At 69.6% G+C, this 14,209-nt stretch carries 16 protein-coding genes; 12 read left to right on the top strand and 4 right to left on the bottom strand.

Translation table 11 applies throughout. From position 1 onward, the window contains the following. The first annotated feature begins 284 nt into the window (after nt 1-284). The 4 genes from ACWGJB_RS11805 to ACWGJB_RS11790 all read left to right on the top strand — a co-directional run bounded on the left by ACWGJB_RS11805 (nt 285) and on the right by ACWGJB_RS11790 (nt 3,638). A complete protein-coding gene (locus ACWGJB_RS11805; RefSeq protein ID WP_453380275.1) occupies nt 285-1,238 on the top strand; it encodes a heme o synthase in 954 nt (317 codons plus the stop codon). Between the two features lie 69 nt (nt 1,239-1,307). Then, nucleotides 1,308-1,628, top strand: a complete 321-nt coding sequence (locus ACWGJB_RS11800) for a hypothetical protein (protein ID WP_453380034.1) — start codon at nt 1,308-1,310, stop codon at nt 1,626-1,628. Nucleotides 1,629-1,775: 147 nt separating this feature from the next. Continuing rightward, nucleotides 1,776-2,882: an amidohydrolase family protein gene (locus ACWGJB_RS11795; protein ID WP_453380033.1), complete on the top strand. Its 1,107-nt coding sequence runs from the start codon at nt 1,776-1,778 to the stop codon at nt 2,880-2,882. An 18-nt stretch (nt 2,883-2,900) separates the two neighbouring features. Beyond that, the gene (locus ACWGJB_RS11790; RefSeq protein WP_453380032.1) at nt 2,901-3,638 is read left to right on the top strand and encodes a nucleotidyltransferase domain-containing protein; all 738 of its coding nucleotides are present in this window, start codon (nt 2,901-2,903) and stop codon (nt 3,636-3,638) included. Here ACWGJB_RS11790 and ACWGJB_RS11785 read toward each other — a convergent pair. The 4 genes from ACWGJB_RS11785 to ACWGJB_RS11770 all read right to left on the bottom strand — a co-directional run bounded on the left by ACWGJB_RS11785 (nt 3,593) and on the right by ACWGJB_RS11770 (nt 7,361). Next, nucleotides 3,593-4,612, bottom strand: coding sequence for a COX15/CtaA family protein (locus ACWGJB_RS11785; RefSeq protein WP_453380031.1), 1,020 nt, complete (start codon nt 4,610-4,612; stop codon nt 3,593-3,595). The genes ACWGJB_RS11790 and ACWGJB_RS11785 overlap by 46 nt on opposite strands. A gap of 208 nt (nt 4,613-4,820) precedes the next feature. Further along, nucleotides 4,821-5,591 carry an ABC transporter permease gene (locus ACWGJB_RS11780; RefSeq protein WP_453380030.1) on the bottom strand — a complete coding sequence of 257 codons (771 nt, stop codon included), beginning with the start codon at nt 5,589-5,591 and terminating at the stop codon, nt 4,821-4,823. Further along, nucleotides 5,588-6,511, bottom strand: coding sequence for an ABC transporter ATP-binding protein (locus ACWGJB_RS11775; protein ID WP_453380029.1), 924 nt, complete (start codon nt 6,509-6,511; stop codon nt 5,588-5,590). Before ACWGJB_RS11775 ends, ACWGJB_RS11780 begins: the two co-directional genes overlap by 4 nt. A 46-nt stretch (nt 6,512-6,557) precedes the next feature. Continuing rightward, nucleotides 6,558-7,361, bottom strand: a complete 804-nt coding sequence (locus ACWGJB_RS11770; RefSeq protein ID WP_453380028.1) for an aminoglycoside N(3)-acetyltransferase — start codon at nt 7,359-7,361, stop codon at nt 6,558-6,560. A 172-nt stretch (nt 7,362-7,533) separates the two neighbouring features. On the opposite strand from ACWGJB_RS11770, the gene ACWGJB_RS11765 reads away from it, so the two are divergent. The 8 genes from ACWGJB_RS11765 to ACWGJB_RS11730 are packed head-to-tail and all read left to right on the top strand — an operon-like array spanning nt 7,534 to nt 14,087. Further along, nucleotides 7,534-8,268 (top strand): helix-turn-helix transcriptional regulator, encoded by a 735-nt coding sequence (locus ACWGJB_RS11765; protein ID WP_453380027.1) that lies wholly within the window; start codon nt 7,534-7,536, stop codon nt 8,266-8,268. Continuing rightward, nucleotides 8,265-9,686 (top strand): Fe-S cluster assembly protein SufB, encoded by a 1,422-nt coding sequence (sufB, locus tag ACWGJB_RS11760; protein ID WP_359175812.1) that lies wholly within the window; start codon nt 8,265-8,267, stop codon nt 9,684-9,686. Before ACWGJB_RS11765 ends, sufB begins: the two co-directional genes overlap by 4 nt. 56 nt (nt 9,687-9,742) lie before the next feature. Continuing rightward, nucleotides 9,743-10,927 carry a Fe-S cluster assembly protein SufD gene (gene sufD / locus ACWGJB_RS11755; RefSeq protein ID WP_453380026.1) on the top strand — a complete coding sequence of 395 codons (1,185 nt, stop codon included), beginning with the start codon at nt 9,743-9,745 and terminating at the stop codon, nt 10,925-10,927. Beyond that, complete coding sequence (locus ACWGJB_RS11750) at nt 10,924-11,244, top strand: non-heme iron oxygenase ferredoxin subunit (protein ID WP_360481787.1); 321 nt, start codon at nt 10,924-10,926, stop codon at nt 11,242-11,244. Before sufD ends, ACWGJB_RS11750 begins: the two co-directional genes overlap by 4 nt. A 7-nt stretch (nt 11,245-11,251) precedes the next feature. Beyond that, on the top strand, nt 11,252-12,016 hold the full coding sequence (gene sufC, locus ACWGJB_RS11745) for a Fe-S cluster assembly ATPase SufC (RefSeq protein ID WP_453380025.1): 765 nt from the start codon (nt 11,252-11,254) through the stop codon (nt 12,014-12,016). After that, nucleotides 12,013-13,269 carry a cysteine desulfurase gene (locus ACWGJB_RS11740; protein WP_365799009.1) on the top strand — a complete coding sequence of 419 codons (1,257 nt, stop codon included), beginning with the start codon at nt 12,013-12,015 and terminating at the stop codon, nt 13,267-13,269. The genes sufC and ACWGJB_RS11740 overlap by 4 nt, the downstream gene beginning before the upstream one ends. Nucleotides 13,270-13,287: 18 nt before the next feature. Further along, a complete protein-coding gene (sufU, locus tag ACWGJB_RS11735) occupies nt 13,288-13,758 on the top strand; it encodes a Fe-S cluster assembly sulfur transfer protein SufU (RefSeq protein ID WP_360481778.1) in 471 nt (156 codons plus the stop codon). After that, nucleotides 13,755-14,087, top strand: a complete 333-nt coding sequence (locus ACWGJB_RS11730) for a metal-sulfur cluster assembly factor (protein WP_037743875.1) — start codon at nt 13,755-13,757, stop codon at nt 14,085-14,087. The genes sufU and ACWGJB_RS11730 overlap by 4 nt, the downstream gene beginning before the upstream one ends. Nucleotides 14,088-14,209 lie beyond the last annotated feature (122 nt).

The raw sequence follows: 14,209 nt of genomic DNA, 5'->3' as shown, positions 1-14,209 counted from the left end.
CGAGCCTACCCCCGTAAGGACGTGCGTTTTTTCGAGTGTTTCCAGACTGCCGGGCCTTGCGGGGATCCGCCTCCCGACTGGCCGGGAAGGCATTCGGCACATGAATACGGAGCCGCTCATCTGACTGCTCAACCGAGCCCTCTGCCGGCTCTCCCGAGACGCCCGCCAACACGACCCCACCCCCGCGAAGGTCGGGGTATGGGCAACGTCTAAAGTGGCGTGGTACGCGCGAGCCTTTACCGGGACTTCACACGGGGAGGCTTGCTGGGATGTCTCTGTCAGGGGTGTGCGTGACGGCCGTCGAATCCCGTCCAGCGGGGGTGCTCGGTGCGAGCGAGAGCCCGAGCCACCGGCCGTTCGGGGCCCGTGTCAAAGCTTTCGTGGCGCTGACCAAGCCACGGATCATCGAGCTGTTGCTCATCACCACCGTTCCGGTGATGTTCCTGGCCCAGCAGGGCGTGCCCGATCTGACGCTGGTGCTGCTCACCTGCGTCGGCGGGTACCTCTCGGCTGGCGGCGCCAACGCGCTGAACATGTACATCGACCGGGACATCGACGCGCTGATGGACCGCACCTCGCAGCGCCCGCTGGTGACCGGCATGGTCAGCCCGCGCGAGTGCCTCGCCTTCGGCATCACCCTGGCGGTCGTCTCCACCCTGTTGTTCGGTTTCACCGTCAACTGGCTGAGCGCCTGGCTGTCACTCGGAGCGCTCCTCTTCTACGTCGTCGTCTACACGATGATCCTCAAACGCCGTACCTCGCAGAACATCGTGTGGGGCGGCATCGCCGGCTGTCTGCCGGTGCTGATCGGCTGGTCGGCCGTCACGGACTCGATGTCGTGGGCGCCGATCATCCTCTTCCTCGTCATGTTCTTCTGGACGCCGCCGCACTACTGGCCGCTGTCCATGAAGGTGAAGGACGACTACGCGCGCGTGGGCGTGCCGATGCTGCCGGTCGTCGCCTCCAACAAGGTGGTCGCCAAGCAGATCGTCGTCTACAGCTGGGTGATGGTCGCGGTCTCCCTGCTCCTGACCCCTCTCGGCTATACCGGCTGGTTCTACACGCTGGTCGCCCTGGTGGCGGGCGGCTGGTGGCTCTGGGAGGCGCACGGGCTGCAGAACCGCGCGAAGGCCGAGGTGACAGGCGGGAAGCTCAAGGAGATGCGCCTGTTCCACTGGTCCATCACCTATGTGTCGCTGCTGTTCGTGGCGGTGGCCGTGGACCCCTTCCTGCACTGACCCCGCGCGGGCCCACATCACACCGCCCTGCCCTCGCCAGTCGATCTACTCGTGAGTAGCATCCTGTTCATGGCAGACACGCAGCAGGTTGACCAGAAGGCCGAGCGCAAGGTCGCGCGCCTCGCCAGGCAGATCAGCACCTTCGCCAAGGCCCACGGCGGCGCCGAGGGCCAGGTGGCCCACATCGGCGAACGCGGCGCGCGGATCGTCCTCGTGGGTGAGGACGGCGGCTGGGGCGACCTGGTGGCCCCGAGCACCGAGATCGCCCAGCAGGCGGTGGAGAAGGCGGGCATCACCGTCCACGAGTCCTTCGACGGCGAGTTCGCGGCGAAGGTCCGGACGGGCCCGTACGAGTGGAAGCGCATGGCGGGCATCCAGATCGGCGGCTGATCAGCTGTTTTCAGGGGCACGGGGAACGGCGCGAGCAACCACCCACGAGCGGTGGCCGCCGAACAACCCGTACCCCCGAGCTGAACCGCGACCTCCGTCCCGGTTCACCCGTTAAGACGGTATGCAGCCGTCCACGGGGGAGCCCGGATGATCGAAACGCCGTCCCTGGTGGACCAGTACTGCCACGGAGTGCTGCGTACGGAGCTCGGCCTGGGCACCTTCGAGGCCCAGCTCGCCCGCACCGAAGGCCCCCCGGCTCCCGGCACCACCCTCTTCGACACCCAGACCGGTTTCGCGGTACGGCGCTGGTGCCCCCCGCTCCTCGGCCTGGAACCCCACTGCCCGCCGGCCCGCTACCTGGCCCGGCGCCGCGAACTCGGCGTCCTGGAGGCGGGCCGCCGGCTGCTGCGCGGCAGCGGCATCACCACCTACCTGGTCGACACCGGCCTCCCCGGCGACCTCACCGGCATCGCCGAGATGGCTTCCACCGGGGCCGCCGAGGCCCGGGAGATCGTCCGCCTGGAGCTCCTGGCCGAACAGGTCGCCGACACCTCCGGCACCGTCGAATCCTTCCTCGCCAACCTCGCCGAGTCGGTGCACGGCGCGGCGGCGAACGCGGTCGCCTTCACCTCCGTCGCCGGACTGCGGCACGGCCTCGCCCTGGCCCCCGAGCCGCCCGGACCCGGTGAGGTGCGAGGCGCCGCGGGCCGCTGGCTGGCCGCCCGCCGGGTCGGCGGCGAGCTGAGCGACCCGGTTCTCCTGCGGCACCTGCTGTGGATCGCCGTGGCCTCCGGTCTCCCGCTCCAACTGCACGCGGGCCTCGGCGAGCCCGGCGCCCGGATCGACCGTACCGACCCGGTCCTGCTGACCGACTTCGTCCGGGCCACCGCGGGCCTGGGCACCGACCTGGTCCTGCTGCACGGCTACCCCTACCACCGCCACGCCGCCCACCTGGCCGGCGTCTTCCCGCACGTGTACGCCGACTCGGGCGCGGCCCTGGTGCGCACCGGCGCCAGGGCCGCGACGATCCTCGCCGAGATCCTGGAACTGGCCCCCTTCGGCAAGATCCTCTTCTCCAGCGGCGCCCACGGCCTGCCCGAACTGCATGTCGTCGGCGCCCGCCTCTTCCGCGAGTCCCTCGCCCGGGTCCTCGGCGGCTGGGTCGCCGAGGACGCCTGGTCGCTGGGCGACGCGCAGCGCGTGGCCAGGCTGATCGCGGCGGGGAACGCGAAACGCGTGTACGGGCTGGGGTGACCTGTACAGACTGGGCGCATGGACACCGAGACGTTACTGACCCGATTCGTCGGTGAACTGTCGGCGCTGGCCCCGGTCGCCGTCTGGGCGCACGGCTCGCTCGCCGCCGGTGACTACCAGGAGGGCCGCAGCGACCTGGACCTGATCGCGGTGCTGCCGGGGCCGGTGACCCCGGCCGTCGTATGGAAGGTCGGCGTGGCGCACGCCCGGCTGCGCGCGCTGCCCCTCGCCACCGTCCTGCACTGCACCTATCTGACCCCGTCGACCGCGGCCGATCCCGCCCGGCGCCATCTGACCTGGGCGTACGAGCAGTTCTTCAAACGGCCGGTCAGTCCGGTGACCCGGCGTGAGCTGCACGCCTTCGGGCGGGTGCTGCACGGGAAGGCGCCCGCCGGGCTGCTGCCGCCGGTGACGGACCGGGAACTCGGCGACTTCGTCGTCCGCGAACTGCGGGACTACTGGCGGCCCGCAGTCGGCAAGGCCCCGCTGTGGACGCGGGACGTTTGGGTCGACGTCGGGATGACCACGTTCGCCCGGGCCACGGTCACCGCGCGCGAAGGCCGCCTGATCTCCAAACGCGAGGCGCTGGACCTGCTGCCCGGCCTCGGGGCGCCCGTCGAGGTCGTCGAGGACATCCGCAGCCGCCGTTACGACGACCCCGCCCCGCCCACCGAGGAGTGGACGGCGCGCCGGGCCCGGCTGACCCGGGACTACTTGGGCCCGGCGATCGAGGCGCTCACGGCGTCGTACGACTGAGCGGGCACCTCGGCCGTCACCTCGGCGCGTTCCCGCAGGGAGAGCAGGACGCGCAACACGCCGATCCACACCAGGCAGGAGCCGAACATGTGGAGGCCCACCAGGACCGTGGGCAGGTGCGTGAAGTACTGGACGTAACCGATCACGCCCTGGCTGAGCAGGATCAGGAAGAGGTCACGGGTGCGGTCGCGCGGACCCTGCGGCGCGTTGACGCCCCGCAGGAAGAACCAGAGCGCGAAGGTCAGCGACACCACGATCCAGGCCAGCACCGCGTGCAGCTCGGCGACGCCCTCCCAGCTGACGTCGATGCGCTCCACCTCGCCCGAGTCGCCCGGATGCGGTCCGGCGCCGGTCACCACCGTGCCCACCGCGATGAGCAGCAGCGACACCGTCAGCAGGGCCCACACCAGCTGCTGTACGGCCTTGCCGACCAGCGGGCGCGGCTCGCCGTCGCCCTCGCGGGTGCGCTGCCACATCAGGACGGCGACCGTGATGAGGGCGGTCGCCAGCAGGAAGTGCGCGGCGACGGTGTACGGGTTGAGGCCGACCAGCACCACGACACCGCCGAGGATCGCGTTGCTCATCACGATCCAGAACTGCGCCCAGCCCAGCCGGGTCAGGCTGCGCCGGTACGGCTTCTCGGACCGGGCGGCGATGATCGCCCAGCCGACGGCCGCGCACAGCACGTAGGTCAGCATGCGGTTCGTGAACTCGATGGCGCTGTGGTAGCTCAGCGCGGTCGTCGGGGTCAGCGAGCCGGCGGTGCACTCGGGCCAGGTCGGGCAGCCGAGGCCGGAACCGGTGAGCCGGACCGCGCCGCCGGTGACCACGATGACCACCGACATCACGAGTGCGGCGAGGGCCGCGCGCCGGACGGTCCGGGGATCCGGGGTCCAGCGGTCGGCGATGAAGGCGAGCGGGTTGCGCACGGCCGCTACGGCGTCGGCGGGGGTCAGCTTTGGCACGCCCACCATCGTAGGGCGCCGCTTGTGCATGAATTCACGTGGGTGCCCCGCCGGGCGCGACCGCCGGCTGCGACGCGCTGCCGAGCAGGTGACGGTCCCGCCTGTGGTGACGAGGACGGCGCCGAGGCGGGAGAGGGTCTTGGCCCGGTAGGGGTGCCCGGCGTCGTAGGACCGGGAGCAGATGGGCCGCGCAAGACCGGACCGCGTCATTCGCACGTCATTCCCAGCGGAAGAACCGCCCCGCCGCCCCCAGCCCCAGCACCGCCCACACCGCAAGGATCCCCAGGTCGCCCCACGGCATTCCGGCGCCGTGCCGGAGCACGTCCCGCAGGCCGTCCGAGAGGGCCGAGATGGGCAGCAGGCCGAGTACCTGCTGGGCCCCGCCGAACTTGTCCAGCGGGACGATGACCCCGCCGCCCACGAGGAGCAGCAGGAACACCAGGTTGGCGGCCGCCAGCGTCGCCTCCGCCTTGAGGGTGCCCGCCATCAGCAGGCCGAGGCCGGAGAACGCGGCCGTGCCCAGGACCAGCAGGAGCAGGACGGTCAGCGGGTTGCCGTGCGGGGACCAGCCGAGCGCGAGGGCGATCACCGTCAGCAGGACCACCTGGAGGATCTCGGTGACCAGGACCGAGGCCGTCTTCGCCGTCATCAGGCCCCAGCGGGGCAGCGGGGAGGAGGCGAGCCGCTTCAGGACGCCGTACCGGCGCTCGAATCCGGTCGCGATCGCCTGGCCCGTGAAGGCCGTGGACATGACGGCGAGGGCGAGGATGCCCGGGGCCAGGAAGTCGACCGACTTTCCGGTGCCCGTGTCCACGACGTCCACCGAGCTGAACAGGACCAGCAGCAGCGTCGGGATCACGACCGTCAGCAGCAGCTGCTCGCCGTTGCGCAGCAGCATCCTGGTCTCCAGGGCCGCCTGCGCGGCGATCATGCGAGGCAGCGGGGCGGCACCCGGCTGGGGGGTGTAGGTGCCCGTCGCGGTGGTCATGAGCGCAGCTCCTTGCCGGTCAGCTCCAGGAAGACGTCCTCCAGCGTGTGGCGTTCGACCGAGATGCGGTCGGGCATCACCCCGTGCTGGGCGCACCACGAGGTCACCGTCGCCAGCAGCTGTGGATTGACCTTGCCCATGACCCGGTAGGAACCCGGCGTCAGCTCGGCGGCCGCGGAGTCGGCCGGGAGCGCCTTGAGCAGCGAGCCGACGTCGAGGCCGGGGCGGCCGGTGAACCGCAGGGTGTTCTCGGCGCCGCCCTTGCACAGCTCCTCGGGGGAGCCCTGGGCGATCACCCGGCCGGCGTCGATGACGGCGACGTCGTCGGCGAGCTGCTCGGCCTCCTCCATGTAGTGGGTGGTGAGGATGACCGAAACGCCGTCGGTGCGCAGGTCCCGCACCAGGTCCCAGGTGGCCCGGCGGGCCTGCGGGTCGAGTCCGGCGGTCGGCTCGTCGAGGAAGACCAGTTCCGGACGGCCCACGACGGCCATGGCCAGCGCCAGCCGCTGCTGCTGGCCGCCGGAGAGCCGGCGGTAGGACGTACGGCCGCAACCGCCCAGGCCCAGCCGCTCGATCAGCGCGTCCACGTCCAGCGGATGCGCGTGCAGCTTCGCCACGTGTCGCAGCATCTCGTCCGCGTGGGCACCCGAGTAGACCCCGCCGGACTGGAGCATCACGCCCACTCTGGGGCGCAGCTCGGCGGACTGACGTACGGGATCGAGGCCCAGGACGCGCACCGAGCCGGAGTCCGGCCTGCGGTACCCCTCGCAGGTCTCGATCGTCGTCGTCTTGCCCGCTCCGTTGGGGCCGAGTACGGCGGTCACACCCGGGCGGGCCACCAGGTCGAGGCCGTCCACGGCGGATTTCGTGCCGTACCGCTTCACCAGGTTCCGCACCTGGACCACGGGCTCACTTCGCATGGTGACAGAGTCTAAGTACGGCTGCCGTCACCCGGACGGCCGGGTGCTAGATCTCCTCCTCACGGGGTCGATGTACGGCCAGCCATCGCTCGGCGTAGGCCACCGCCTCACGCACGGGAAAGAGCCGGGCCTCGGCCGCGCCGACCGGTCCGCGCGCGACGACGGGCCGGTCGCGTTCGAAGTCGTAGCCCAGTTCGTCGAAGCGGTCGGAGGTGATCGACACCTCGGTCACCACCTCCCAGCCGCCGCCCCGGGCGGGCCGGCCGACCGCGACACGGGGCGACGGTATGCGGTATTCGGCCAGGTGGAAGCCGGTGCAGGTGGCATAGCCGGTGCCGAGCATCAGCACGCGCGCGTCCAGCTTCTCCAGGCGGGCCAGCGGGCTCTGCTCGCCGAGCCGGCAGTCGGGGGCGTGGCCGTCGACGATCGCGGCCGCCCGGGGACCGACGGCCGCGAAGGAGGTCTGCGGGTGCGCGCTGCGCAGGGCGCCCGGCCAGGTCCGCACGGTCTCCGGGATCACGCCGACGCCGCGCGCGGGGGTGATCCGGGGGTCGTACGACGGCATGGTCGCCCGGATGTCCGCCCACCACTCCTCCGGTACCGGAGGGTCGCGCCACACCGCCGGGTCCGAGAGGTCGCCGGTCTGGGTGGGGACCACCAGGGTGCCGTCCGGACCGAGCGCGTCGAGAAGACTTTTCACGACCGCCACGGCTCCGCCGTTGACCCAGCCGAGGGAACTGAGCGAGGTGTGCGCGAGGAGGGTTTCGCCAGTCTTGACACCGAGCAGCCGAAGCTGCTTCGCGAGGGTGTCCCGAGTGACAAGAGGGCCGGTCGGAGGGGGTGTGGGCATGGTTGTGGAGTGTTGCGGACGGGGCCGCCGACCGCCACCGGATTGCCTGAGGGATGATCGATCAAAGATCGTTTGTGCAGGTCAGATTAGGTATGCCTAAGTGACGCAGGGCACCGTTCGCCGGGCTGGACGCCGCTTGCCTGCCTCTGAGGAATTACGCAACAATGGCGTTGTGAAAAACGTCGGCGAGGCTCGGGAGACCCCCACGGGGACCCCGCAGGAGGAACTCGCGACCGGTGAGCGTTCGACGCGCAACCGGGTCGCGCGGTCGATCCTGGACCACGGCCCCTCGACCGTCACCGAGCTGGCCGGCCGCCTGGGCCTGACCCCCGCGGCCGTACGCCGGCACCTGGACGCCCTGGTCGCCGACGACGTCGTGGAGCCGCGCGAGCAGCGGGTGTACGGCGCGCGGACGCGCGGCCGGCCCGCCAAGGTCTTCGCCCTCACCGACTGCGGCCGAGACGCCTTCGACCAGTCCTACGACACCCTCGCCGCCGACGCGCTGCGCTGGATCGCCGAGCAGGGGGGCGGCCAGGAGGCGGTCGCCGCCTTCGCGCGGGCCCGGATCGCCGCACAGGCGAGCGCCTACCGCAAGGCGATCGAGGCAGTGAGCCCCGACGACCGCACGGAAGCGCTGGCCAAGGCCCTGAGCCATGACGGGTACGCTGCAACGGCGCGCAGCGCACCGGTCGGCGAACAGCTGTGCCAGCACCACTGCCCGGTCGCCCATGTCGCGGAGCAGTTCCCGCAGCTGTGCGAGGCGGAGACGGAGATCTTCGCCGAGCTGCTCGGCACGCACGTCCAGCGACTGGCGACCATCGCGCACGGCGACGGCGTCTGCACGACGTTCATCCCCAAGATTTCCACTGACGCATCTGCTAGCACGGCCGGGAGGAACCCCGCATGACTCTCCCCACGGAGACTGCCCACCCCGAACTCGAGGGTCTGGGCAAGTACGAATACGGCTGGGCCGACTCCGACACGGCCGGCGCCTCCGCCAAGCGCGGCATCAACGAGGACGTCGTCCGGGACATCTCCGCGAAGAAGTCCGAGCCCGAGTGGATGACCAAGCTCCGCCTCAAGGGCCTGCGCCTCTTCGAGAAGAAGCCGATGCCGAACTGGGGTTCCGACCTGTCGGGGATCGACTTCGACAACATCAAGTACTTCGTGCGCTCCACGGAGAAGCAGGCGGAGTCCTGGGAGGACCTGCCCGAGGACATCAAGAACACCTACGACAAGCTGGGCATCCCGGAGGCGGAGAAGCAGCGCCTGGTCGCCGGTGTCGCCGCCCAGTACGAGTCCGAGGTCGTCTACCACCAGATCCGCGAGGACCTGGAGGAGCAGGGCGTCATCTTCCTCGACACCGACACCGCGCTGAAGGAGCACCCGGAGCTCTTCAAGGAGTACTTCGGGACCGTCATCCCGGTCGGTGACAACAAGTTCGCCTCCCTGAACACCGCCGTGTGGTCGGGCGGCTCCTTCATCTACGTGCCGAAGGGCGTGCACGTCGAGATCCCGCTCCAGGCCTACTTCCGGATCAACACCGAGAACATGGGCCAGTTCGAGCGGACCCTGATCATCGTCGACGAGGGTGCCTACGTGCACTACGTCGAGGGCTGCACCGCCCCGATCTACAAGTCGGACTCGCTGCACTCCGCGGTCGTCGAGATCATCGTCAAGAAGAACGCCCGCTGCCGCTACACGACCATCCAGAACTGGTCGAACAACGTCTACAACCTGGTCACCAAGCGCGCCGTCGCCTACGAGGGCGCGACCATGGAGTGGATCGACGGCAACATCGGCTCCAAGGTGACGATGAAGTACCCGGCCGTCTACCTGATGGGCGAGCACGCCAAGGGCGAGACCCTCTCCATCGCCTTCGCGGGCGAGGGCCAGCACCAGGACGCCGGCTCCAAGATGGTCCACATGGCGCCGAACACCTCCTCCAACATCGTCTCCAAGTCGGTGGCGCGCGGCGGCGGTCGTACGTCCTACCGCGGTCTCGTCGAGATCGGCGAGGGCGCCCACGGCTCCAAGTCGAACGTGCTGTGCGACGCGCTGCTCGTCGACACCATCTCCCGCTCCGACACGTACCCGTACGTCGACGTCCGCGAGGACGACGTGTCCATGGGCCACGAGGCGACCGTCTCCAAGGTCTCCGAGGACCAGCTCTTCTACCTGATGAGCCGCGGTCTCTCCGAGTTCGAGGCGATGGCGATGATCGTGCGCGGCTTCGTCGAGCCGATCGCCAAGGAACTGCCGATGGAGTACGCCCTCGAGCTCAACCGGCTGATCGAGCTCCAGATGGAAGGCGCGGTCGGCTAAGCGACCGCCGGTCACCGTCAAGCCACTCACGTAAGAAAGCGAGCAGACCGACAGCCATGGCTGAGGCTCAGAACATCCCCGTGGGGTCGACCACCGCGGGCCAGATCGCGGTGGCCGCCGAGTCGACCGTCGCCACGCGCATGAGCGCGCCCCCGTCCTTCGACGTCGCGGACTTCCCGGTCCCGCACGGCCGCGAGGAGGAGTGGCGGTTCACCCCGCTGGAGCGCCTGCGCGGGCTGCACGACGGCACGGCGGTCGCCACCGGCGACGGCCTGAAGGTCGCGGTGGAGGCCCCCGAGGGCGTCATCGTCGAACTGGTCGGCCGCGACGACCCCCGGCTCGGCCGGGCCGGCACCCCGGTGGACCGGGTCGCCGCCCAGGCGTACTCCGCCTTCGAGCAGGCCGGCGTGGTCACCGTCCCCAAGGAGACGGTGCTCACCGAGCCGATCCGGATCGCCGTGCACGGCCAGGGCGGGGTCTCCTACGGCCACCAGATCATCGAGCTGGGCGCCTTCGCCGAGGCCGTCGTCGTCATCGACCACACCGGCGACGTGGTCACCGCCGCCAACGTCGAGTACGTCCTGGGCGACGGCGCCAAGCTCACCGTCGTCTCCGTCCAGGACTGGGACGACAAGGCCGTGCACGTGGCCCAGCACAACGCGCTGATCGGCCGGGACGCCTCCTTCAAGTCGGTCGTCGTCACCTTCGGCGGCGACGTCGTACGACTGCACCCGCGTGTCTCCTTCGCCGGCACCGGCGGCGAGGCCGAGCTGTACGGCCTGTACTTCACGGACGCCGGGCAGCACCAGGAGCACCGGCTGCTCGTCGACCACAACACCCCGCACTGCAAGTCGAACGTGGCCTACAAGGGCGCGCTCCAGGGCGAGCAGGCGCACGCGGTCTGGATCGGCGACGTCCTCATCGAGGCCAAGGCCGAGGGCACCGACACCTACGAGATGAACCGCAACCTGGTCCTCACGGACGGCGCGCGGGTCGACTCGGTGCCGAACCTGGAGATCGAGACCGGCGAGATCGTCGGCGCCGGCCACGCCTCCGCCACCGGCCGCTTCGACGACGAGCAGCTCTTCTACCTGATGGCCCGTGGCATCCCGGAGTACGAGGCCCGCCGACTGGTGGTCCGCGGCTTCTTCGCCGAGCTGGTCCAGCAGATCGGTGTCGCCGACATCGAGGAGCGGCTGCTCGCCAAGATCGAGGAGGAGCTGGAGGCCTCGGTCGCATGACCACCTTCGTACGCGCTTGCGGCCTGAGCGAGCTGGAGGACGACACCCCGAAGCGGGTGGAGCTCGACGGCACGCCGGTATCGGTCGTCCGCACCGAGGGAGAGGTGTTCGCGATCTACGACATCTGCTCCCACGCCAACGTCTCGCTCTCCGAGGGCGAGGTGGAGGACTGCCAGATCGAGTGCTGGCTGCACGGCTCCAGCTTCGACCTGCGCACCGGCAAGCCGTCCGGCCTCCCGGCCACCCGCCCCGTCCCCGTTTACCCCGTAAAGATCGAAGGGGACGACGTGCTCGTCTCCCTCACCCAGGAGTCCTGAGGCACCCATGGCAACGCTTGAAATCCGAGACCTGCACGTCACCGTCGAGGCCGACAACGCCACGAAGGAGATCCTCAAGGGCGTCGACCTCACCGTGAAGCAGGGCGAGACGCACGCCATCATGGGCCCCAACGGCTCCGGCAAGTCGACCCTCGCCTACTCGCTCGCGGGTCACCCGAAGTACACGATCACCGGCGGCACCGTCACCCTCGACGGCGAGGACGTCCTGGAGATGTCCGTCGACGAGCGCGCCCGCGCCGGCCTGTTCCTGGCGATGCAGTACCCGGTCGAGGTGCCCGGCGTCTCGGTCTCCAACTTCCTGCGCACCTCCGCCACCGCCGTCCGCGGCGAGGCCCCCAAGCTGCGCACCTGGGTGAAGGAGGTCAAGGAGACCATGGAGCGCCTTTCCATGGACCCCGCCTTCGCCGAGCGCAACGTGAACGAGGGCTTCTCCGGCGGTGAGAAGAAGCGCCACGAGATCCTTCAGCTGGAGCTTCTCAAGCCGAAGATCGCGATCCTCGACGAGACCGACTCCGGCCTGGACGTCGACGCCCTGCGCGTCGTCTCCGAGGGCGTCAACCGCGTCCGTGAGACCGGCGAGGTGGGCACCCTGCTCATCACGCACTACACGCGCATTCTGCGCTACATCAAGCCCGACTTCGTCCACGTCTTCTCCGCCGGACGCATCGTCGAGTCCGGCGGTGCCGAGCTCGCCGACAAGCTGGAGAACGAGGGCTACGAGGCTTACACGAAGGGTGGCGTATCCGCGTGACGCAGCTGCCGGGCCTCCTCGACACCGAGGCGATCCGCAAGGACTTCCCCATCCTGGACCGCCTGGTCCACGACGACCGGAAGCTCGTGTACCTGGACAATGCGGCGACCTCGCAGAAGCCGCGCCAGGTGCTGGACGCACTCAGTGAGTACTACGAGCGCTACAACGCCAACGTCCACCGCGGTGTGCATGTGCTCGCCGAGGAGGCCACGGCGCTGTACGAGGGCGCGCGCGACAAGGTCGCCGAGTTCATCAACGCGCCCAGCCGCGACGAGGTGATCTTCACCAAGAACGCCTCCGAGTCGCTGAACCTCGTGGCGAACATGCTCGGCTGGGCCGACGAGCCCTACCGCGTGGACCACGAGACCGAGATCGTCATCACGGAGATGGAGCACCACTCCAACATCGTGCCGTGGCAGCTGCTGGCGCAGCGCACGGGCGCGAAGCTGAAGTGGTTCGGCCTCACCGACGACGGCCGCCTCGACCTGTCCAACATCAACGAGATCATCACCGAGAAGACGAAGATCGTCTCCTTCGTGCTGGTGTCGAACATCCTGGGCACGGTCAACCCGGTCGAGGCGATAGTCCGTCGCGCCCAGGAGGTCGGCGCGCTGGTCTGCATCGACGCCTCGCAGGCCGCACCTCACATGCCCCTCGACGTCCAGGCCCTCCAGGCCGACTTCGTGGCCTTCACCGGCCACAAGATGTGCGGCCCGACGGGCATCGGCGTCCTCTGGGGCCGCCAGGAGCTCCTGGAGGATCTGCCCCCCTTCCTGGGCGGCGGCGAGATGATCGAGACCGTGTCGATGCACTCCTCGACCTACGCCCCGGCGCCCCACAAGTTCGAGGCGGGCACCCCCCCGATCGCCCAGGCGGTCGGCCTCGGCGCGGCGATCGACTACCTGAACTCCATCGGCATGGACAAGATCCTCGCCCATGAGCACGCGCTGACCGAGTACGCGGTACGGCGGCTCACTGAGGTCCCCGACCTGAAGATCATCGGCCCCACCACGGCCGAGGACCGGGGCGCCGCGATCTCCTTCACCCTCGGGGACATCCACCCGCACGACGTGGGTCAGGTCCTCGACGAGCAGGGCATCGCGGTCCGGGTCGGCCACCACTGCGCCCGTCCGGTCTGCCTGCGGTACGGAATTCCTGCGACCACGCGAGCGTCGTTCTATCTGTACTCCACGCCGGCCGAGATCGACGCACTGGTCGAGGGGCTGGAGCACGTACGGAACTTCTTCGGCTGAAGGGCGTGAACTGAGACCGTGAAGCTGGACTCCATGTACCAGGAAGTCATCCTGGACCACTACAAGCACCCCCATGGGCGTGGTCTCAGGGATGGCGACGCCGAGGTGCACCATGTGAACCCGACGTGCGGCGACGAGATCACCCTCCGAGTGAAGTACGACGGCACGACGATCGAGGACGTCTCGTACGAGGGCCAGGGCTGCTCGATCAGCCAGGCGAGCGCCTCCGTACTGAACGACCTCCTGGTCGGCAAGGAGCTGGGCGACGCGCGGCAGATCCAGGAGACCTTCCTGGAGCTGATGCAGTCCAAGGGCAGGCTCGAACCCGACGACGCGATGGAGGAGGTGCTGGAGGACGCGGTCGCGTTCGCCGGTGTCTCCAAGTACCCGGCCCGGGTCAAGTGCGCTCTCCTGAGCTGGATGGCGTGGAAGGACGCGACGGCTCAGGCGCTGGGTGGCGCGGCCGACGCCGAAAGGAAGACGGCATGAGCGAGACCGTTGAGATGAAGCCGGCCTCGGAGGAAGAACTCCGCGAGGCGCTGTACGACGTCGTCGACCCCGAGCTGGGCATCGACGTCGTCAACCTCGGCCTGATCTACGGCATTCACATCGACGACGCGAACATCGCGACGATCGACATGACCCTGACCTCGGCGGCCTGCCCGCTGACGGACGTCATCGAGGACCAGGCCAAGTCCGCCACGGACGGCCTCGTCAACGAACTGCGCATCAACTGGGTCTGGATGCCCCCGTGGGGCCCGGACAAGATCACCGACGACGGCCGGGAGCAGCTGAGGGCGCTCGGGTTCAACGTCTGACACCCGCGTAGCGAAAAGCGGCGGCCCCGGGCAGGTGCCCCCGCGTTCGCGGGTTGAGGCCCGGGGGTCCACCAGGCGGGACCCGGAGTGCGCGCGGGTGAGGTCGCTGTTGTGGTTGGAGA

It is taken from the genome of Streptomyces sp. NPDC054813 (genome assembly GCF_053611365.1).
The sequence above is the reverse complement of the archived record's forward strand: the minus strand, read 5'-3'. Positions and strand labels throughout refer to the sequence as shown.